This is a genomic window from Frigoribacterium endophyticum (assembly GCF_011759585.1).
GTDB lineage: Bacteria > Actinomycetota > Actinomycetes > Actinomycetales > Microbacteriaceae > Frigoribacterium > Frigoribacterium endophyticum.
In genome coordinates, this window is sequence record NZ_JAAOYV010000001.1 from 392,327 (window position 1) to 409,492 (window position 17,166).

The following is a 17,166-nucleotide window of genomic DNA, read 5'->3' on the forward strand; positions in this document are numbered from 1 at the left end:
GGGCCGCGAGGAGGCGGTGGTCGCCCGGTCAGGCCGGCGCGGCCACCGTCGCGGTGCGGAGGGCCAGCTCCCAGACGAGCCGCACGTGCTCGGCCATGTCGGTGCGGGGGTCGAGCATCCACTGCAGCTGCATGCCGTCGCTGACGGCGACCAGCACCCCGGCGAGCGTGACGGCGTCGACGTCGGGGGCGATCTGCCCGGCGACCTGCCGTCGCTCGATCGCCGTCGTGAAGTCGACGCGCAGCCGGGCGTACCGCTCGACGAAGTAGTCGCGGGCGGCGTGCCCGGGGTCGCTCGTCGCGGCCGTCGACAGGCTCGCGAACAGCTGCACGAGCCCGGGGGTCTCGGAGTTGTGCCGGATCACCGCGAGCAGCAGGTCGACGATGTCGTCGAGCTCGGCCCAGCGGGCCGAGTCGGCCTCGTCGCGGGCGCGGAGGATGGCGGTGAAGAGCCCCTCCTTGCTGTCGAAGTAGTGCAGCAGGCCGGCCTGGGTGAGCCCGACCGCGTCGGCCAGCTCCTTCACCGAGGTGGCACGGAACCCGTTGCGGGCCACCACCTCGAGCGCGACCCGCAGGATCTCCTCGCGCTTCGCGATCCCCTTCGCGTACGAACCCCGTTGTGCCATGTGCGCCAGGCTACCCACCCCCCGTCGGCTCGGCCGCCACCGACGCCACGAAAACCAACCGCTGTTCGGTTTTGTCGAGTAGCGTTCCCCCCACGCGGTGCTGCGCCGGCCGCGACCGATCTCCGACCACCACCGGAAGGCCCCTCGTGACTCCCTCCTCCGCCGGCGACGACGCCGTCACCGCCCGCCTCACCGAGCTGCTCGGGCAGCTGTCGCTCGAGCAGGAGGTCCAGCTGCTCACCGGCCGTGACTTCTGGACGAGCTGGCCGGTCGAGCAGATCGGCCTCCGCCGCATGCTGTTCTCCGACGGCCCCTCCGGGGTGCGCGGCGAGTTCTGGGACGAGCGCGACCCGTCGCTGAACCTCCCGAGCGGAACGGCGCTCGCCGCCACCTGGGATCTCGAGGTGGCCCGCCGCTACGGCCACGCCTCCGCCGTCGAGGCCCGCCGCAAGGGCGTCGACGTCGTGCTCGGCCCGACCATCAACCTGCACCGCTCCCCGCTCGGCGGCCGTCACTTCGAGGCCTTCAGCGAAGACCCCGTGCTGACCGCCGACCTCGCGGCCGCCTACGTGACGGGCGTCCAGGAGAACGGCGTCGGGGCCACCCCCAAGCACTACGTCGCCAACGACTTCGAGACCGAGCGCTTCACCGCCGACGTCGTCGTCGGCGACCGGGCCCTCCGCGAGCTGTACCTGCTCGCCTTCGAGAAGAGCGTCGTGGAGGCGCGGGCCTGGCTGGTCATGAGCGCCTACAACTCGGTCAACGGCACCACCGCCACCGAGAACGACCTGCTCGAGACGCCGCTCAACAGCGAGTGGGGCTTCGACGGCGTCGTCATCAGCGACTGGACGGCGGTGCGCTCCGTCGACAGCGCCCGCGCCTCCCAGGACCTCGTCATGCCCGGCCCGGTCGGGCCCTGGGGCGACGCGCTGGTCGCCGCCGTGCGTGACGGCTCGGTCGACCGAGCCGACGTCGACCGCAAGGTGCTCCGCCTGCTCCGTCTCGCCGCCCGCGTCGGCGCCCTCGAGGGGTTCGAGGGCACCGACCCCGTGCACGTCGAGGACGGCGTCGCCTTCGCCCGCGAGGCCGAGGCCGCCGGCGCCGTGCTCGTGGCCAACGACGGGCTGCTGCCCGTCGCCCCCGGCAGCGTGCGCCGCATCGCGGTGGTCGGCGACAACGCCGACCGGGCCCGCACCCAGGGCGGCGGCAGTGCGACCGTTGTGCCCGAGAGCGTGGTCAGCCCGGTCGAGGGCGTCCGGGCCGCCTTCCCCGACGCGGAGGTGACCTGGTCGGTCGGCGCGGTCGTGCAGGAGGGCGTCGCCGAGCTGCCGCTCGCCGAGCTGACGAACCCGGCGACGGGCGAGCCCGGCGTGCACGTGCGCTTCCTCGACGAGGCCGGCGACGAGATCTTCGCGGAGGAGCGACGGGCCACCGCCCTGGTCTACCTCGGCGGCGACGCGCCCGTCGAGCGCCTGCACGAGCTGGAGGTCAGCACCACCTGGACCCCCGCCTCCTCGGGCCGGGTCCGGCTCGGCTTCGCCTCGATCGGCGAGGCCACCTTCGTGGTCGACGGCGAGGAGCTCTTCACCGCCCGCACCGAGGCCGACGGCGACGAGCTGGGCGCGGCGCTGCTCGCCCCGCCGAGCGAGTCGCACCCGCTCGACGTCGAGGCGGGCCGCCCGGTCGAGCTGGTCATCCGCTACCGCCGGGCCGAGACGAGCGGCGAGGCCTTCGCCGGCACCATGATGTTCACCGCCGGGCTCGACGCCGACGACACCGACCCGCAGCAGCTGATCGACGAGGCGGCCGCCGCGGCCGCCGACGCCGACCTCGTCGTGCTCGTCGTGGGCACCAACAGCAAGGTCGAGTCGGAGGGCTTCGACCGCTCGACGCTCGCGCTGCCCGGCCGCCAGGACGACCTCGCCCGCGCCGTGCTCGCCGCGAACCCGCGCACCGTCGCCGTCGTCAACGCCGGCTCGCCGGTCGAGCTGCCCTGGCGCGACGAGGCCGCCGCGGTGCTGCTCACCTGGTTCGGCGGGCAGGAGTACGGCCACGCCCTCGGCGACCTCCTGGTCGGCGACGCGGAGCCCGGCGGCCGCCTGCCCACGACCTGGCCCGCGGCCACGGCCGACGTGCCGGTGCTCGACGTCACGCCGGTCGACGGCACCGTCCGCTACGACGAGGGCATCCACGTCGGCTACCGGGCCTGGCTCCGCGCCGACGTCGAGCCGGCCTGGCCGTTCGGCCACGGCCTCGGCTACACGAGCTGGCGCCAGTCGGGCCTCGAGGTCTCCGACACGGTGGCCGAGGGAGGCGCGGTGACCATCACCGTCCAGGTCGAGAACACGGGCGCCCGCGCGGGCAAGCACGTGGTGCAGGTCTACGCGTCGCGCCCCGACTCGGTCGTGGAGCGCCCCGCGCTCTGGCTCGTGGGCTTCCGGCCCGTCGAGCTCGCGGCGGGCGGGTCGGCCGTGGTGACGGTCGAGGTGGCGGCGCGGGCCTTCGCCGACTGGCGCGACGGCGCGTGGGCGCACGAGCCCGGCGAGTTCACGCTGCACGTCGGCACGTCGGTGGCCGAGCTGCCCCTGACGGCGACGACGGTGCTCACCGCCTGACGCCCGGCGCCCGCCGGGGCGCTGCGGCGTTCCGGGGTGCTGCCGGCCCCGCTCAGGGCGCGGTCGGCAGCACCGCGGCCCAGAGGTGGAACAGGGCGTAGGCGCGGAAGGGCGACCACGGGGCCGAGGCCGCCTCCGCCTCCTTCGTGGTCGCCCCGCCGAGCACCCGGCGCAGCACGAGGTCGCCGGCCGGCCACGCGTCGCGGTCGCCGAGGGCGCGCACGGCGAGGTACTCGACCGTCCAGGGGCCGATGCCCGGCACGGCGAGCAGCCGTCGTCGGGCGTCGGCGAGGTCGACGTCGGGCGAGACCACCAGGCCGTCGGCGACGACCGTCGCCAGGGCCGAGAGCGTGCGTGCCCGGGCGTTGGTCACGCCCACCGCGGCGCGCAGCTCGTCGACGTCGACGGCGGCCAGCGCCTCCGCGCGCGGGAAGCGCCGGAGGCCCGTGCCGGGCACGTCGACGCCGTGCGCGGCGACGAGCCGCCCGGTGAACGTGCGGGCCGCGGCGAGCGAGACCTGCTGCCCGAGCACGGTCATCACCGCCGTCTCGAAGCCGTCGGGGCTGCCGGTGACGCGGATGCCCGGCCGGGCCCGCACGAGCGGGCCCAGCACCGGGTCGGCGCCGAGCGCGGCCTGCACCGCGCCGGTGTCGCCGTCGAGGTCGAGCCAGCGCCGGGTCAGCGCCGCGGCGCGGTCGAGGTCGGCCGGGCCCAGGTCGACGCCGTCGGCGGGCACGACGTCGACCTCGACGACGTCGGGGCCGAAGTGCACGTCGAGCCGGCCGAGCCGAGCGGCCCCGTCGACCCCGGCCCCGCCGAGGTCGACGACCCGGGAGTGGGTCGAGGCCGCCACGTCGGTCAGCTCGGCGCCCGGCACGCTGTGCGCGGCGAGCAGGCCGACCGCGTGGGCCGGGTCGTAGTCGCCGTCGACGGCGAGCGACAGGCGACGAGCGCGGGAGTCGCGGGTCGGCTCCGCCGCGGAGCCCCCCGGGGCCGTGCCCCCGGCCGTCACGGCGTCTCCGCCCACACCCCGGACGACCCGCGCCGGTGGCTGTCGACGAGGTGGGTGTCGACGATGCCCGTCGCCTCCATCAGGGCGTGCATGGTGGTCGGGCCCACGAACCGGAAGCCCACGGACTTCAGGGCGCGCGACAGGGCGACGCTCTCCGGCGAGGTCGTCGGCACCTCGGCCGCCGTGGCCGGGCGGGGCGTCTCGGCGGGCCGGAACGACCAGACGAGGTCCACGAGCCCGCCCGCGTCGCGCAGGGCGACGGTGGCGCGGGCGTTGGCGACGGTCGCGTCGACCTTGAGCCGGTTGCGGACGATGCCCGCGTCGGCCATCAGTCGTGCCCGGTCGTCGTCGTCGAACGCGGCCACGACGTCGGGGTCGAAGTCGCGGAACGCCGCCCGGAAGGCAGGCCGCTTGCGCAGGATGGTCGCCCACGACAGCCCCGACTGGAACGCCTCGAGGCTCAGCCGCTCGAACAGCCCCCGCTCGTCGCGGACGGGCATGCCCCACTCGGTGTCGTAGTACTCGCGCATCAGGGGGTCGACGGCCGCCCAGGCGGGGCGGGCGAGCCCGTCGTCGCCGATCACCACGTCGCTCACGGTGTCGCCTCCAGGTCGATCAGCAGGGCCTTGGCCTCGGGGCCGCCACGGTAGCGGCCGGCCGCGCCGTCGCTCCGCACCACGCGGTGGCACGGCACGACGAGCGGCAGCGGGTTGGTCGCGCAGGCCGTGCCGACGGCCCGCACGGCGCGGGGGCTGCCCGCCGCCGCGGCGACGGCGGCGTAGCTCGCCGTCCGACCGTAGGGGATCTCGGGCAGGTGCTCGAGCACGGCGAGCTGGAACGCCCGCGAGAGCCGCCGGTCGAGCGGCAGGTCGAAGGCGCGACGGCGGCCGGCGAAGTACTCGTCGAGCTGGCGAGCGGCCGCGTCGAGCCGGGCCGGGGCCCGCAGCACGCGCGGGCTGACCGTCGTCGCGAGTCGGTCGAGCACGGCGTCGTGCCCCTCGACCTCGAAGGCGACCCGCACGAGGCCGACCTCCGTCGCGGCGAGCAGGAGGCGGCCGACGGGGGAGTCGAGGGTGCTCCAGGCCACGTCGAGCACGCCGGCGTCGGCCGCGCCGGCGGCGAGCCGGGCGCGCAGCACGGCGAGGTCGACCTGCTCGGCGGGGGTCGGGTCGGTCACGAGGGTCCTCCGGGTCGGCGACGGCGGGGTGCGGGCGGGAGCGCCCGGTGCGGGTCCGAGGGCGGCGCCGGGGGCGGGGGCGGGGGCACCAGCGCCGTCCGCAGCGCGGCGACCCCGTCGCTCGCCGCCCGGCGGGCGGCGTCGTGGCTGACCCCGGTGGCCTCCGAGACCTCGCGGTGGCTGAGCCCGGCGAGGTGGTGGCCGACGACGGCGACGCGCTGGCGGTGCGGCAGCCCGCGGACGGCGTCGAGCAGCTCGTCGTCACGGGCGAGCACCTCGTCGAAGGGCCGGGGTGCGGGCGGCTCGGGCAGCGTCTCGACCGGGAGCGCTCGGCGGGCCTGCCCGCGCAGCACGTCGAGGGCCTTGCGGCGCGCGACGGTCACGAGCCAGGCCTCGACGTTCGTCCCCGGCGGCAGCCCGGGCCAGGCGACGAGCGCGGCGAGGAAGGTCTCCGACCAGGCGTCGTCGGCGTCGGCCGGCGGCAGCAGGGCACGGCAGACGCGCAGCACGGTGACCCCGTGCTGCTCGACGGCGCGGTCGAACGGGCCCACGTCAGAACAGCCGGCTCTCGCGCCGCTCGGCGGGCTCCTCGAGGGCCAGCAGGAACCTCTTGCGCTCCAGCCCGCCCGCGTAGCCGGTGAGGGCCCCGCCGGCGCCGACCACCCGGTGGCACGGCACGACGATGCTCAGCGGGTTCAGCGCGTTCGCGGCGCCGACGGCCCGGGCCAGCCCGACCCCGCCGAGGCCCACGGCGAGCTGGCCGTAGGTGCGGGTCTCGCCGTGGGGGATCGTGCGGAGGGCCGCCCAGACCCGCTGGCGGAAGTCGTCGCCGCGCGGCGCGAGCGGCAGGTCGAAGGCCGTCCGCTCGCCGGCGAAGTACTGCCCGAGCTGCCGGGCCACCTCGCCGAAGTCGCTCGCGCCGGTGCCGACGTCGGAGCGCGCGCCCAGGGAGTCGCGGGTCGGCCCGCGCCGGTGGCCCTCGAACCACAGGCCCACGAGCCCGTCGACGCCCCCCGCGACGGTCAGCAGGCCCACGGGCGTGCTCGTGGTGGTGTGCACGACCGTCGCGTCGGGGGCCGCGGTCGGGGCTGCGTCGTCCGTGCCCCTGCCCGTGCCCGTGGTGCCCGCTCCGCGCGCGCTGCCGGTCTCCGTCACGGTCGTCTCCTCGCCTCTGCCGATGCTACCCACGCTGCAGACGCGCGAGAGGGGGCGGATGTGAGGTGGCCGTCGCGAGTTCGTCCCCCGACCGGTGGGCGAGTGCACCGACCGACCTGGTAGACAAGCTGGTGCACCCTCGGGTGCAGCCCGGTCCGGGGACTCCACGCTGTCGGGTGCGTGCGAGCTCCCGGGCCGGGTCCCGGCACGCGGGCCCTCGCCGACGGTGCCGCCCGCCGCCCGCCGCCCGCCGCCCGCCGACGCTGCCGTTCAGTGGCGCGTCTCGAAGCCGCCCTCGCCGATCGGCGACAGCTCGCTCACGTCGACCCCGTCGACGCGGGAGCCCCGCGGGCCCTCCGTGAGCCACTCCAGCAGCTGGCCCACCGCCTCCGGCGTGCCCTCGGCCTCCGTCTCGACGGTGCCGTCGGGGAGGTTGCGCACGAACCCGGCGACGCCGAGCCGGTCGGCCTCGCCCTCGGTAGAGAAGCGGAAGCCCACGCCCTGCACGAGGCCGCGGACCACCGCGCGCCGTCTGATCACGTCGTCCATGCTGCGACCGTACCCGCGCCTCCCGCGCTCGGGCCCGCCTAGCCCGGCCGCCCTGCCCGGCCGCCCTGCCCCGTCACGACGACGGGCGGGTGCGACCCGGGCGGTCCGTCGTCGACGCCCGCCCGGCTCGCACCCGCCCGCCGTGGGCCGTCCGCGCTAGCGGTCGACCGTCGACATGTCGGCGTACCGGTCGCCCTGGGGCGCGGCCACCGCGTCGAGCTGCTCGACCTGCGCGGCCGTGAGCACGACGTCGTCGGCGGCGACGTTCTCGTCGAGGTACGTGCGGCGCTTCGTGCCGGGGATCGGCACGACTCCCTCGCCCTTGGCGAGAAGCCACGCCAGCGCGACCTGGCCGGGCGTCGCCCCGACCTCGCGGGCCACGGCGTCGACCTGCTCGACGATGCGGACGTTCGCGGCGAGGTTGTCCCCGCTGAACCGCGGCGCGAAGCGGCGGAAGTCGTCGTCGGCGAGCTCGTCGACCGAGCGCAGGGCACCGGTGAGGAACCCGCGGCCGAGCGGCGAGTACGGCACGAAGCCGATGCCGAGCTCGCGCACGAGCGGCACGATCTCGGCCTCGGGGTCGCGGCTCCAGAGCGACCACTCGGTCTGCAGGGCGGTGATCGGGTGGGTGGCGTGGGCCCGGCGGATCGTCTCGGGAGCCGCCTCGGACAGGCCGAGGTGGCGGACCTTGCCCGCCGTGACGAGCTCCGCCATGGCACCGACCGTCTCCTCGATCGGCACCTGCGGGTCGACGCGGTGCTGGTAGTAGAGGTCGACGTGGTCGAGCCCGAGCCGCTGCAGCGAGCGGTCGATCGAGCGGCGCACGTACTCGGGCCGGCCGTCGACCGCGCGCTCCTTCCGCGCCTCGGGGTCGGTGACGTTGCCGAACTTGGTCGCGACGACGACGCCGTCGCGTCGGCCGCGCAGGGCGCGCCCCAGCAGCTGCTCGTTCGTGTGCGGGCCGTACATGTCGGCGGTGTCGAGCAGGGTCACGCCGTGGTCGAGCGCGGCGTGGACCACCCGCACCGACTCGTCGTCGTCGGTGCCGCTGCCGGTGTAGAACGCGGACATGCCCATCAGGCCGAGGCCGAGGCGGCCCACGTCGAGTCCGCCGTCGACGTTGCCGAGTGTCGTGTGCTTCATGCAGACCACGCAACACCCGCTGTCGGGGTGCCCGCTGGGAGGGGGACACCTCGCGCCCACGGGTCTTGACACGGTCGACGGCGCCTCGCCATCATGCGGGAGACGACCGGCGGCGACGGGCCGCCGGCGCCCCGCAGAGAGGCGGCGCACCGATGCCCACCATGATCTTCGTCAACCTGGCCGTCGACGACGTCGCCCGGTCGCGCGCCTTCTTCGAGGCCCTGGGGTACTCGATCAACGAGGGGTTCAGCGACGAGAACGCCGTCAGCGTCGTGATCAGCGACACGATCACCGCGATGCTGCTCACGAGGCCGTTCTTCGCGGAGTTCACCCGCAAGACGATCATCGACGCCACCACCTCGACCGAGGTGCAGCTCGCCCTCAGCGCCGAGAGCAAGGAGGAGGTCGACGCGACGTACGCCGCCGCGCTCGCCGCGGGGGCGACGCCGGCCGGCGAGCAGGACCACGGCTTCATGTACTCGAAGAGCTTCGACGACCTCGACGGCCACCACTGGGACTTCGTCTGGATGGATCCGGCCGCGGCCGCGGGCGGTGCCCCGGAGCTCAGCGTCGACGAGATGCGCGCGGGCACGACGGTCGCCTGACCGCCTGGGGGAGGCGCGGTGCCGGCCCCGCCCGCACCGCGCCTCCCGAAGGCCCCGCGTCGCGGCCCGGCTACGAGCCCGTCGTCAGCTCGACCTTCAGCCACCCCGGCTCGCGCCGGTCGAACGCCTCGTACGCCGCGATCGCGTCGGTCACCGGCTCGCGCTCGGTGATCAGCGCGGTCGGGTCGAACAGCCCGGCGGCGACGCGCTCGATGAGCGGCGGCGTGACGGAGTGGTGGTCGCAGTTGCCCATCCGCACCGTGAGGTTCTTGAGCATCGCGGCACCGATCGGGTACGTCTCGACCGTGGGTGCGTAGACGCCGATGATGCCGATGCGGCCGTACTTGGCGACCATCTCGACGGCCCAGCGGGCGGCCTGCGACGGCGCGTTCCCCGGCACCCACTGGTCGCCCTGCGGGGCGGCGTCGGGCGCGACCTGCGCGACCTCCGCCTCGAACGCGGCGGCCTGCTCGGCGTCGGGGGCGGCCGGGCCGTGGGCGGCGTGCTGTGCGTCGACGCCGACCGCGTCGATGACGGCGTCGACGCCGATGCCGTTCGTGAGCTCCTTGACGACCGCGACCGGGTCCTCCCGGCTGAAGTCGACGACCTCGGCGTTCTGGGCCAGGGCCTGGGCGAGGCGGTCCTCGAGGTGGTCGATCGCGATCACGCGGGCGGCGCCCTGCTGGAACGCCGACGCGATCGCGAACTGGCCGACGACGCCGGCGCCGAGCACGGCCACGGTGTCGCCGCGGCGGACGCCGGCGAGCTCGGCCCCGAACCACCCGGTGGGGTAGATGTCGCTGAGCAGGATCGCCTGGTCGTCGCTGACCGTGTCGGGCAGCGGGTGCAGGGTGTTCCGGGCCCACGGCACCCGCACGTACTCGGCCTGCAGACCATCGACCGGGCCGGTCGAGGCGGGCCCGCCGAAGAAGCTCGTGCCGGCGTCGGGGCCGTTCGGGTTCGCGACGTCGCACTGCGCGGTGTGGCCCTCGCGGCAGTACCGGCACGCGCCGCACGAGACCGTGCTGTCGATGATCACCCGGTCGCCGGGGCTGAAGCCGCGCACGGCGTCGCCGACCTCGGTGACGACGCCGACGGCCTCGTGGCCGAGGATCGTGCCCTCGACCATCGGCGCCATCGTGCCGCGCACGAAGTGCAGGTCGGTGCCGCAGATCGCGCTGCGGGTGACGCGCACGATCGCGTCGTTCGGGTCGGTGATGGTGGGCTGCTCGACGTCGTCGAGACGGATGTCTCCGACGCCGTGCCAGACGACTGCCTTCACGGGGTTCCTCCTGGGCTCTGCGGGTCTGTGGGCGGGATGGCCCACGGGCACACGCGGCCGTGCCGCGTGCCCGGACGACGGTAGGCCGGGCGTCGCCCCGCCACCCGCCGAGTCCGCTCCGTGAACGGGGTACGGCCCGGTCAGCACGCCGGCCCGGTCAGCACGGCGGCCCGGTCAGCACGTCAGCCCGGTCAGCACGGCGGCCCCGTCGCCGGTCGGGTGACCGGCGGCGGGGCCGAGGGGCGCGGGAGGCGCGGTGTCAGTCCTCCGACCCGCTCACGACGGCCCGCTGTCGGCGCCGCAGCACGGCTCGGCCCGTCACGAGGCCGAGGCCCACGACCAGCAGCGCCGCCCCGAGGCCGAGCGGCCAGGACGCGTCGGCGCCCGTGAAGGCGAGGTCGCCGGGCCGCCCGGCGGGACGGACCGTCGGGGCCGTGCCGGGGGCCACGGGGGCCGCGCTCGCCGTCGGCGCCGGTCCGGCCGTGGGGCCGGGGGAGGGCTCGGGCGTGGGGCCGGGCGTCGGCTCGGGCGCCACGACGGTCACGGCGACCGTGCCGAGCCCGGCGTCCGCGAACCCTGTCGTGAAGGGCACGGCACCGGCGACGTCGCCGTCGACGATGAGGCGGTAGTCGGTGCCGGGGTCGAGGCCGTCGAGCACGAAGCGACCGTCGGCGTCGGTCGTGGTCTCGGCCACCGGCGCGTCGCCGGTGGCGGGCAGCACCGCGACCGGAGCATCGGCGACGGGTTCGCCGTCCTGGTCGACGACCGTGCCGTCGACGCTGACCGACTCGGGCGCGGGCACCTCGAGCACGAGCGGCGTCGCGGGGGCGCCGGCGGCCGGGGTGGTGAACGGGACCGCCGCCTCCGCCTGCTCGTCGACGACGATGACGTAGTCGGTCTCGGGCAGCAGCCCGTCGACCTCGAAGCCGCCCGCGGCGTCGGTCTCGACGGTCGCGACGGTCTCGGTGGGCTCGCCGCCGTCGGCCGGCACGAGCACCACGTCGAGCGTGGCGCCCGCGGCGGGCGCTCCGTCGGGGCCGGCGATCGTGCCGCTCACCTCGACGGTGGGCTCGGGGGCCGGCGCGGGCACCGGGCGGAAGAAGCCGACCGGCAGCACGCCGCCGCTGTTGGGCACGAGCGTGCCGAGCGACTCGCCCGTGTCGGCGCGGAAGAGCTCGTACGACGTCGTCGGGGCGAGGTCGGCGACGGTCGCCGTGCCGTCGTCGGCCGTGGTGACCTCGGCCACCGTGGCGCCCGAGGCGCGCTCGACGAGCCTCAGCGGCAGGTCAGGCACGGGCGTCCCCTCGGTGTCGACGATCGTCGCGGTGACCGCGACCGACGTCGGCGCGGGCGCCGGCGCGGTCGGGAAGGCGACGTCGGCGACACCGTCGGCGGACGTCAGGTCGACGACGACGTCCTCCGCGGCGGGGGTCCCCGCCGGCGGCTCGACGGTGACGCGCCAGCCCGGCGCGGCGGTGAGGGCCGGCACGACGTACTCGCCGCGGGCGTTCGTGGTGGTCTCCGCGACGACGGTGCCGGAGGCGTCGCGGACGGTGACGGCCGCTGCCGGGAAGGCCGCGCCTCCCTCGGTCACGGTGCCGGTGAGCGATTGCGTCCGCGTCGCGAACCAGGTCTGGAAGACCGGGAAGCCCGAGCGCTGCTGGAAGGTCAGCGTGAGCGAGCCGAGCGGCACGGTCGGGCTGAACCAGGCCGCGGCGCCCTCGGTGTCGAGGGCGCCGGCGTTGCCGAGCAGCACGCCGGTCGAGGAGTCCCAGGTGGGCACGTCGCCGAGGCCGGCCGCGTCGCACGAGGGGCCGCCGGCGACGCGGCAGTAGTTGTAGGCCGAGCCGAAGCCCAGCGCCGAGGCGGGCACGGCCGCTCCGGCCGGGTCGGTCGCGGTGACGGTCACCTGGTCGGCGTCGATGTCGCCGAGCACGAACGACCAGCCGGCCGAGGGGGTCGCGGAGCCGAACGTGTAGGTGGTGACCGAGGCGGCGGAGGCGACGGGTCGGTCGAGCTGCGGCCGCAGGTTGAGGTAGGGCAGGCCCCGGCTCGACCCGTAGCGCTCGCCGGGCGCGGTGGAGGCGGCCTGCCAGGTGCTCGAGCCGCTCGGCACCGTGGCCTGGCGCGAGGTCGAGGTGAAGGTCGTCTCGGGGAAGCCGCCGGGCAGCGACATCGTGCCGGACCACTCGCGAGCGCTCCCGCTGAGCGTGAAGCTGCCCCAGGCGCCGGCCTGGGCGGCGGAGGCGGTGGTCGCCCCTGCGAGGGCGAGCCCGAGCGCGACGACGGCGACGGTGCCGGCCGCGGCGCCGCGGCGGAGCGCGGCCCTCACGCGGCGGGCGCCGTGGCCGAGGCGGCCGGGACGGGCCGCGGGCCGGGCCCGGGCTTCGGGGCGGGCGTGGGAGCGGGTGTGGCGGCAGACGTGGTCATCGTGGTCCCCTCGACCGGGCCCCCTGATGAGCCCGTCCCCCGAGGCTAGCCGCGAGCTGAGCGTCTGTCACCGACGGATCGGCGACCGGGGACGAGAACGGCACCGCCGCCTCCCGGGGTGACGGGGGCTGACGGTGCCGGGGCGCTGCCGCCGACGCGGCGCTCGGAGGGAGCTAGCGCTTCTTGACGTTCGAGACGGCGTCCTCGGAGTGGGAGGCGGTGCCGCGCTTGTCCTTCTTGTCGGCCCGCTTCTCCTTGAGCGACCGCGTCGCGGTCGTCTTGGTGGACTTCTTCGTCGATTTCTCTGCCATGGTGGTGCCTCCGTCGCCCGTCCACGATGGACCGGTGCGCCGGAGCCTACGGTGCGGTGCCCCGATGCTCGCTACCCTCGTCGATGTTCACGGCTCACGCACGGCAGGGCGTGTCGAGGACGCCCTACCCGACAGCGCCCGAGAGGCACCATGACCGACGACGTCGCCACGCAGGCACCGCCCACGCGCACCGAGCGCCTGGACGAGCTGCCCTTCACCCGCAAGCACGGCCGGCTGCTCGTCGGCAGCGGCGTCGGCTGGGCCCTCGACGCCCTCGACGTCGGCCTCGTCTCGTTCGTCATCGCCCAGCTCGCGGTCGTCTGGAGCTCCGACCGCGGCGCGCTGGCGTTCGTCGCCTCTGCCGGCTTCGCGGGCATGGCGATCGGCGCGGCCCTCGGCGGCACGCTGTCCGACCGCCTCGGGCGCAAGACCGTCTTCGCCCTCACCCTCCTCGTCTACGGCCTGGCGACCGGCGTCTCCGCGCTCAGCTGGTCGGTCGGGGCGCTGCTCGTGCTGCGCTTCGTCGTGGGGCTGGGCCTCGGCTCCGAGCTGCCGGTGGCCTCGACGCTCGTCTCCGAGTTCTCGCCGCGTCGCATCCGCGGCCGCGTCGTCGTGCTGCTCGAGGCGTTCTGGGCGGTCGGCTCGATCGCGGCGGCGCTGGTCGGCTACCTGGTGGTGCCGACCAGCAACGACGGCTGGCGCTGGGCGCTGCTGATCGGGGCCCTCCCGGCGGCGTACGCCGTGTTCGTGCGGCTGCGCATGCCCGAGTCGGTGCGGTACCTCGAGTCGCGGGGGCGGCACGACGAGGCCGAGCGCACCGTCCGGGCCTTCGAGCGGGCCGCCGGGGTGCCCGCCCCCGACCCGGCCGACGTCGCGGCCGCGGCGACCAGGGCGACGGCCCTCGAGGAGGCGCGGGTCGCGTCGGGCGCTCGCCGAGCCTCCCTCTCCGCCCTCCTGCGCGACGGGCTCCGCCGGCGGACGGTCGCCCTGTGGCTCGTCTGGGCGGCGACGAACTTCTCGTACTACGGCGCCTTCGTCTGGCTGCCGACGCTGCTCGTCGAGGCGGGCTTCCCGCTCGTCAAGTCGTTCGAGTACACGTTGCTCATCACGCTGGCGCAGCTGCCCGGCTACGCCGTCTCGGCCTGGCTCATCGAGCGCTGGGGCCGTCGGGCCACCCTGGCGGCCTTCCTGCTCGGCTCCGCGGTGGCCGCCGCCGCGTTCGGGGCGGGCGTCGTCAGCGGGAGCGCGACGCACATCGTGGTCTCGGGCGCGGCCCTGTCGTTCGCGAACCTCGGGGCGTGGGGCGCCCTGTACGCGGTCACCCCCGAGCTCTACCCGACGCGGCTGCGCGGCACGGGGTCGGGCTGGGCCGCCGGGGTCGGGCGCGTCGCCTCGATCGTCGCGCCCCTCTCGGTGCCCCCGCTGCTCGTGCTGGGCGGCGCGCCCCTGCTCTTCGTCGTCTTCGGCGCGGTGTTCCTCGTCGCGGCCGCCGCGGCCCTCGCCCTGCCCGAGCTGCGCGGCACGAGGCTCGCCGAGTGAGCGGCGGTCGCGCGCGGAGCCGCCGTCGTCGGTCGTCGCTGCTCGGCGTCGTGGTCGTCGTCGTGGCCGCGGTGGTCGTGGTGGCGTTCCCGCAGCTCCTGGACGGCTCGCGCGACGGGTCGGGCCCGGGCGCCGGCTCGGTCCCGGGCACGGGCTCGTCTCCCGCGGTCGCGGTGCCCGCCGCCGTCCCCGAGGGCGCCGCGCAGGCCACGGTCGAGCGCGTGGTCGACGGCGACACCGTGATCGTCGTGCTCGCCGACGGCGGTGCGCGCGAGCGCGTCCGCCTCATCGGCGTCGACACCCCCGAGACCGTGCAGCCCGACGCCCCGGTCGACTGCTTCGGCCCCGAGGCGAGCGCGTTCACGACCACGAGCCTGCCGGCGGGGTCGGTCGTCTGGCTCGAGGCCGACGCCTCGCAGGGCGACGCCGACCGGTACGACCGCCTGCTGCGCTACGTCTGGACGCCCGCGGGGGTGATGCTCAACCACGACCTGGTCGCCCAGGGGTACGGCCGTGAGGACACCTACGACGACCCGTACCGCTACCGCGACGCCTTCGTCGCCGCCGAGGCCACGGCCGAGGGCTCGGGCGTCGGCCTCTGGTCCGCCTGCGGCTGACCGCGGCGCCGGCTCGGCCACCAGAACGCGTCGCCGGTGAGGAAGACCAGCGCCGGCACGAGCACGGTCCGCACGACGAGGGTGTCGAGCAGCACGCCGATGCAGACGACGACGCCGACCTGCGTGAGGGCGACGACCGGCAGCACGCCGAGCACGGCGAAGACGGCCGCGAGCAGCACGCCCGCGCTCGTGATGACGGCGCCCGTCGAGGCGAGCGCGCGCACCATGCCCTCGCGGGTGCCGTGCCGCTCGCGCTCCTCCCTCGCCCGGGTCGTGAGGAAGATGTTGTAGTCCACCCCGAGGGCCACGAGGAAGAGGAAGGCGTACAGGGTCACCGCCGTGTCGAGGGCCGGGAACCCCAGCACGTGCTGGAACAGCCAGGTCGACGCGCCGAGGCTCGCCGTGAAGGTGGCGAGCACCGACGCGATGAGCAGCACCGGGGCGACCAGCGACCGGAGCAGCAGGGCCAGGACGGCGAAGACGACGGCGAGGATGATCGGGGCGATCAGGCGGAGGTCGGCCTGCGCGGCGGTGCGCTCGTCGTAGGCCGTCGCGTCGCTGCCGCCGACGAGGGCGTCCGACACCGCGCCTCCGGCCCCGGCGTAGGCGTCGCGGAGCGCCTGGACGGCGACGAACGCGTCGTCGCTCTCCGGCTCGGCCGCGAGCTGGACGTCGACGCGGGTCAGCCCGGAGGCCTCCTCGCCGGCGGTCGCGGAGTCGACGCCGTCGACGCCCTCGGCCTCGGCCACGGCGTCGGCGGCCGCCGCGGACGGCACGAGCACCGTCGTCTGGCTGGTGAGGCCGGCCGAGAACGAGTCGTCGACGATGCGCTGGGCGGTGACCGAGTCGGGGTCGCCGAGCAGCTGGTCGGTCTGCGAGAGGCCGACCGCGTAGCCGCCGAGGCCCAGGCAGAGCACTCCGAGCCCGGCGACCGCGGCGACGCTCACGACCACCGGCCGGCGCTGCACGCCCCGGCCGAGGCGCTCCCAGGCGCCCTGCTTCCGGGCCGCGTGGTGGTGGGGCTCGTCGGCGCCGAGGGAGCCAGGGGCGGAGGCGCGGGGCACGAAGGGCCAGAACAGCCCGCGACCGCAGACCACGAGGGCGGCCGGCAGCACGACGAGGGCGAAGACGACCGCGACCACGACGCCCAGGGCACAGGCCACGCCTAGGGCGCGGTTGCCCGCGAGGGAGGCGAGCACGAGGGTGGCGAGGCTGAGCGCGACCGTGCCGCCGCTCGCCGCGATCGCCGGCCCGGCGCTCGTCACGGCGGTGCGCATCGCCCGGTGCCGGTCGTCGTCGCGCAGCAGCTCCTCGCGGTAGCGGGCGACCAGCAGGAGCGCGTAGTTCGTGCCCGCGCCGAAGACGAGCACCGAGAGGATCCCCGAGATCGAGGCGTCGACGGTCACCCCGAGCGGCTCAGCCAGGGCCGCCACGACCCGCCCCGCGAGGCCGTCGGCGACGCCGACGACGGCGAGCGGCACGATCCACAGCACGGGGCTGCGGTAGGTGACGATCAGCAGCACGGCGACGACGACCACCGTGACGAGCAGGAGGCGGAAGTCCGCCCCCGCGAACGAGTTCGAGACGTCGTCCTGGAAGCCCACGGGCCCGGTCAGGTACGCCGAGAGGTCGTCGGGCAGCCCCTCCGAGGCGGCGTCGCGCAGCTCGCCGGCCACGCCCGACAGGTCGGCGTCGACGTCGGCGGCGGCGAGCGGCACGGCGACGAGCGCCGCGGCGCCGTCGTCGCTGACCTGCGGGCGGACGGCCTGCGGGGTGGTCGACAGGGCGGCGAGGGCCTCGGCGCGGGCGGAGACCGACGCGACGTCCGCGTCGGAGAGGGCGGCGCCTCCTCGGCTCCAGACGACGATGCCGACGGTCGTGTCGGACGAAGGGAACTCGTCGAGCAGGGCGGTCACCTCCGCCGCCTGGCTGTCGTCGGGGAGCCCGGAGGGCGGGAACGCGTCGTCGCCGCCGGAGGGCAGGAGGGCGAAGAGCAGGGCGACGGCGACGAGGGTGCCGCCGAGGACGGCCCAGGCCGACCGGTGGCCGCTGACGAGGCGGGCGAGTGCGCGCACGAGTGTCCTTCAGTTGATGGAAGTCTTAGTT

General features: G+C 76.0%; 16 protein-coding genes. 4 read left to right on the top strand and 12 right to left on the bottom strand.

Going from position 1 to position 17,166, the window contains the following annotated elements; translation table 11 throughout:
* Positions 1-28: 28 nt before the first annotated feature.
* On the bottom strand, positions 29-625 hold the full coding sequence (locus FHR77_RS01865) for a TetR/AcrR family transcriptional regulator (RefSeq protein WP_208380390.1): 597 nt from the start codon (positions 623-625) through the stop codon (positions 29-31).
* A 293-nt stretch (positions 626-918) separates the two neighbouring features.
* Here FHR77_RS01865 and FHR77_RS01870 point away from each other — a divergent pair, with 293 nt between their 5' ends.
* Positions 919-3,240 (top strand): beta-glucosidase family protein, encoded by a 2,322-nt coding sequence (locus tag FHR77_RS01870; RefSeq protein WP_243861442.1) that lies wholly within the window; start codon positions 919-921, stop codon positions 3,238-3,240.
* Positions 3,241-3,292: 52 nt separating this feature from the next.
* Here the strand turns inward: FHR77_RS01870 and FHR77_RS01875 are convergent, their stop codons facing one another.
* From FHR77_RS01875 to FHR77_RS01905, 7 genes are all read right to left on the bottom strand, one after another.
* Complete coding sequence (locus FHR77_RS01875; protein WP_341777183.1) at positions 3,293-4,252, bottom strand: DNA-3-methyladenine glycosylase 2; 960 nt, start codon at positions 4,250-4,252, stop codon at positions 3,293-3,295.
* Complete coding sequence (locus FHR77_RS01880) at positions 4,249-4,848, bottom strand: DNA-3-methyladenine glycosylase I (protein WP_167258381.1); 600 nt, start codon at positions 4,846-4,848, stop codon at positions 4,249-4,251. The genes FHR77_RS01875 and FHR77_RS01880 overlap by 4 nt, the downstream gene beginning before the upstream one ends.
* Positions 4,845-5,429 carry a methylated-DNA--[protein]-cysteine S-methyltransferase gene (locus FHR77_RS01885; protein WP_167258383.1) on the bottom strand — a complete coding sequence of 195 codons (585 nt, stop codon included), beginning with the start codon at positions 5,427-5,429 and terminating at the stop codon, positions 4,845-4,847. The genes FHR77_RS01880 and FHR77_RS01885 overlap by 4 nt, the downstream gene beginning before the upstream one ends.
* The gene (locus FHR77_RS01890) at positions 5,426-5,980 is read right to left on the bottom strand and encodes a sigma-70 family RNA polymerase sigma factor (protein ID WP_167258385.1); all 555 of its coding nucleotides are present in this window, start codon (positions 5,978-5,980) and stop codon (positions 5,426-5,428) included. Before FHR77_RS01890 ends, FHR77_RS01885 begins: the two co-directional genes overlap by 4 nt.
* Position 5,981: 1 nt before the next feature.
* Positions 5,982-6,584 (bottom strand): methylated-DNA--[protein]-cysteine S-methyltransferase, encoded by a 603-nt coding sequence (locus FHR77_RS01895; RefSeq protein WP_341777184.1) that lies wholly within the window; start codon positions 6,582-6,584, stop codon positions 5,982-5,984.
* Positions 6,585-6,854: 270 nt separating this feature from the next.
* Positions 6,855-7,133: an acylphosphatase gene (locus FHR77_RS01900; RefSeq protein ID WP_167258387.1), complete on the bottom strand. Its 279-nt coding sequence runs from the start codon at positions 7,131-7,133 to the stop codon at positions 6,855-6,857.
* A gap of 156 nt (positions 7,134-7,289) precedes the next feature.
* A complete protein-coding gene (locus FHR77_RS01905; RefSeq protein WP_167258390.1) occupies positions 7,290-8,276 on the bottom strand; it encodes an aldo/keto reductase in 987 nt (328 codons plus the stop codon).
* A 152-nt stretch (positions 8,277-8,428) separates the two neighbouring features.
* Between FHR77_RS01905 and FHR77_RS01910 the strand changes: the two genes are divergently transcribed.
* The gene (locus FHR77_RS01910) at positions 8,429-8,881 is read left to right on the top strand and encodes a VOC family protein (protein WP_167258392.1); all 453 of its coding nucleotides are present in this window, start codon (positions 8,429-8,431) and stop codon (positions 8,879-8,881) included.
* A 70-nt stretch (positions 8,882-8,951) separates the two neighbouring features.
* Here the strand turns inward: FHR77_RS01910 and FHR77_RS01915 are convergent, their stop codons facing one another.
* The 3 genes from FHR77_RS01915 to FHR77_RS01925 all read right to left on the bottom strand — a co-directional run bounded on the left by FHR77_RS01915 (position 8,952) and on the right by FHR77_RS01925 (position 12,904).
* Entirely contained in the window at positions 8,952-10,163 is a 1,212-nt protein-coding gene (locus tag FHR77_RS01915) for an alcohol dehydrogenase catalytic domain-containing protein (RefSeq protein WP_167258394.1), read from the bottom strand.
* 259 nt (positions 10,164-10,422) lie between these two features.
* Positions 10,423-12,495 carry a carboxypeptidase regulatory-like domain-containing protein gene (locus tag FHR77_RS01920; protein ID WP_167258396.1) on the bottom strand — a complete coding sequence of 691 codons (2,073 nt, stop codon included), beginning with the start codon at positions 12,493-12,495 and terminating at the stop codon, positions 10,423-10,425.
* Between the two features lie 271 nt (positions 12,496-12,766).
* Positions 12,767-12,904, bottom strand: a complete 138-nt coding sequence (locus tag FHR77_RS01925) for a hypothetical protein (RefSeq protein WP_167258398.1) — start codon at positions 12,902-12,904, stop codon at positions 12,767-12,769.
* 150 nt (positions 12,905-13,054) lie between these two features.
* On the opposite strand from FHR77_RS01925, the gene FHR77_RS01930 reads away from it, so the two are divergent.
* Both FHR77_RS01930 and FHR77_RS01935 read left to right on the top strand, forming a co-directional pair.
* The gene (locus FHR77_RS01930; protein ID WP_167258400.1) at positions 13,055-14,443 is read left to right on the top strand and encodes an MFS transporter; all 1,389 of its coding nucleotides are present in this window, start codon (positions 13,055-13,057) and stop codon (positions 14,441-14,443) included.
* Complete coding sequence (locus FHR77_RS01935; protein ID WP_167258402.1) at positions 14,440-15,060, top strand: thermonuclease family protein; 621 nt, start codon at positions 14,440-14,442, stop codon at positions 15,058-15,060. Before FHR77_RS01930 ends, FHR77_RS01935 begins: the two co-directional genes overlap by 4 nt.
* Here FHR77_RS01935 and FHR77_RS01940 read toward each other — a convergent pair.
* Entirely contained in the window at positions 14,985-17,135 is a 2,151-nt protein-coding gene (locus tag FHR77_RS01940; RefSeq protein ID WP_167258404.1) for an MMPL family transporter, read from the bottom strand. The two genes, FHR77_RS01935 and FHR77_RS01940, sit on opposite strands and share 76 nt — an antisense overlap.
* Positions 17,136-17,166: the final 31 nt, after the last annotated feature.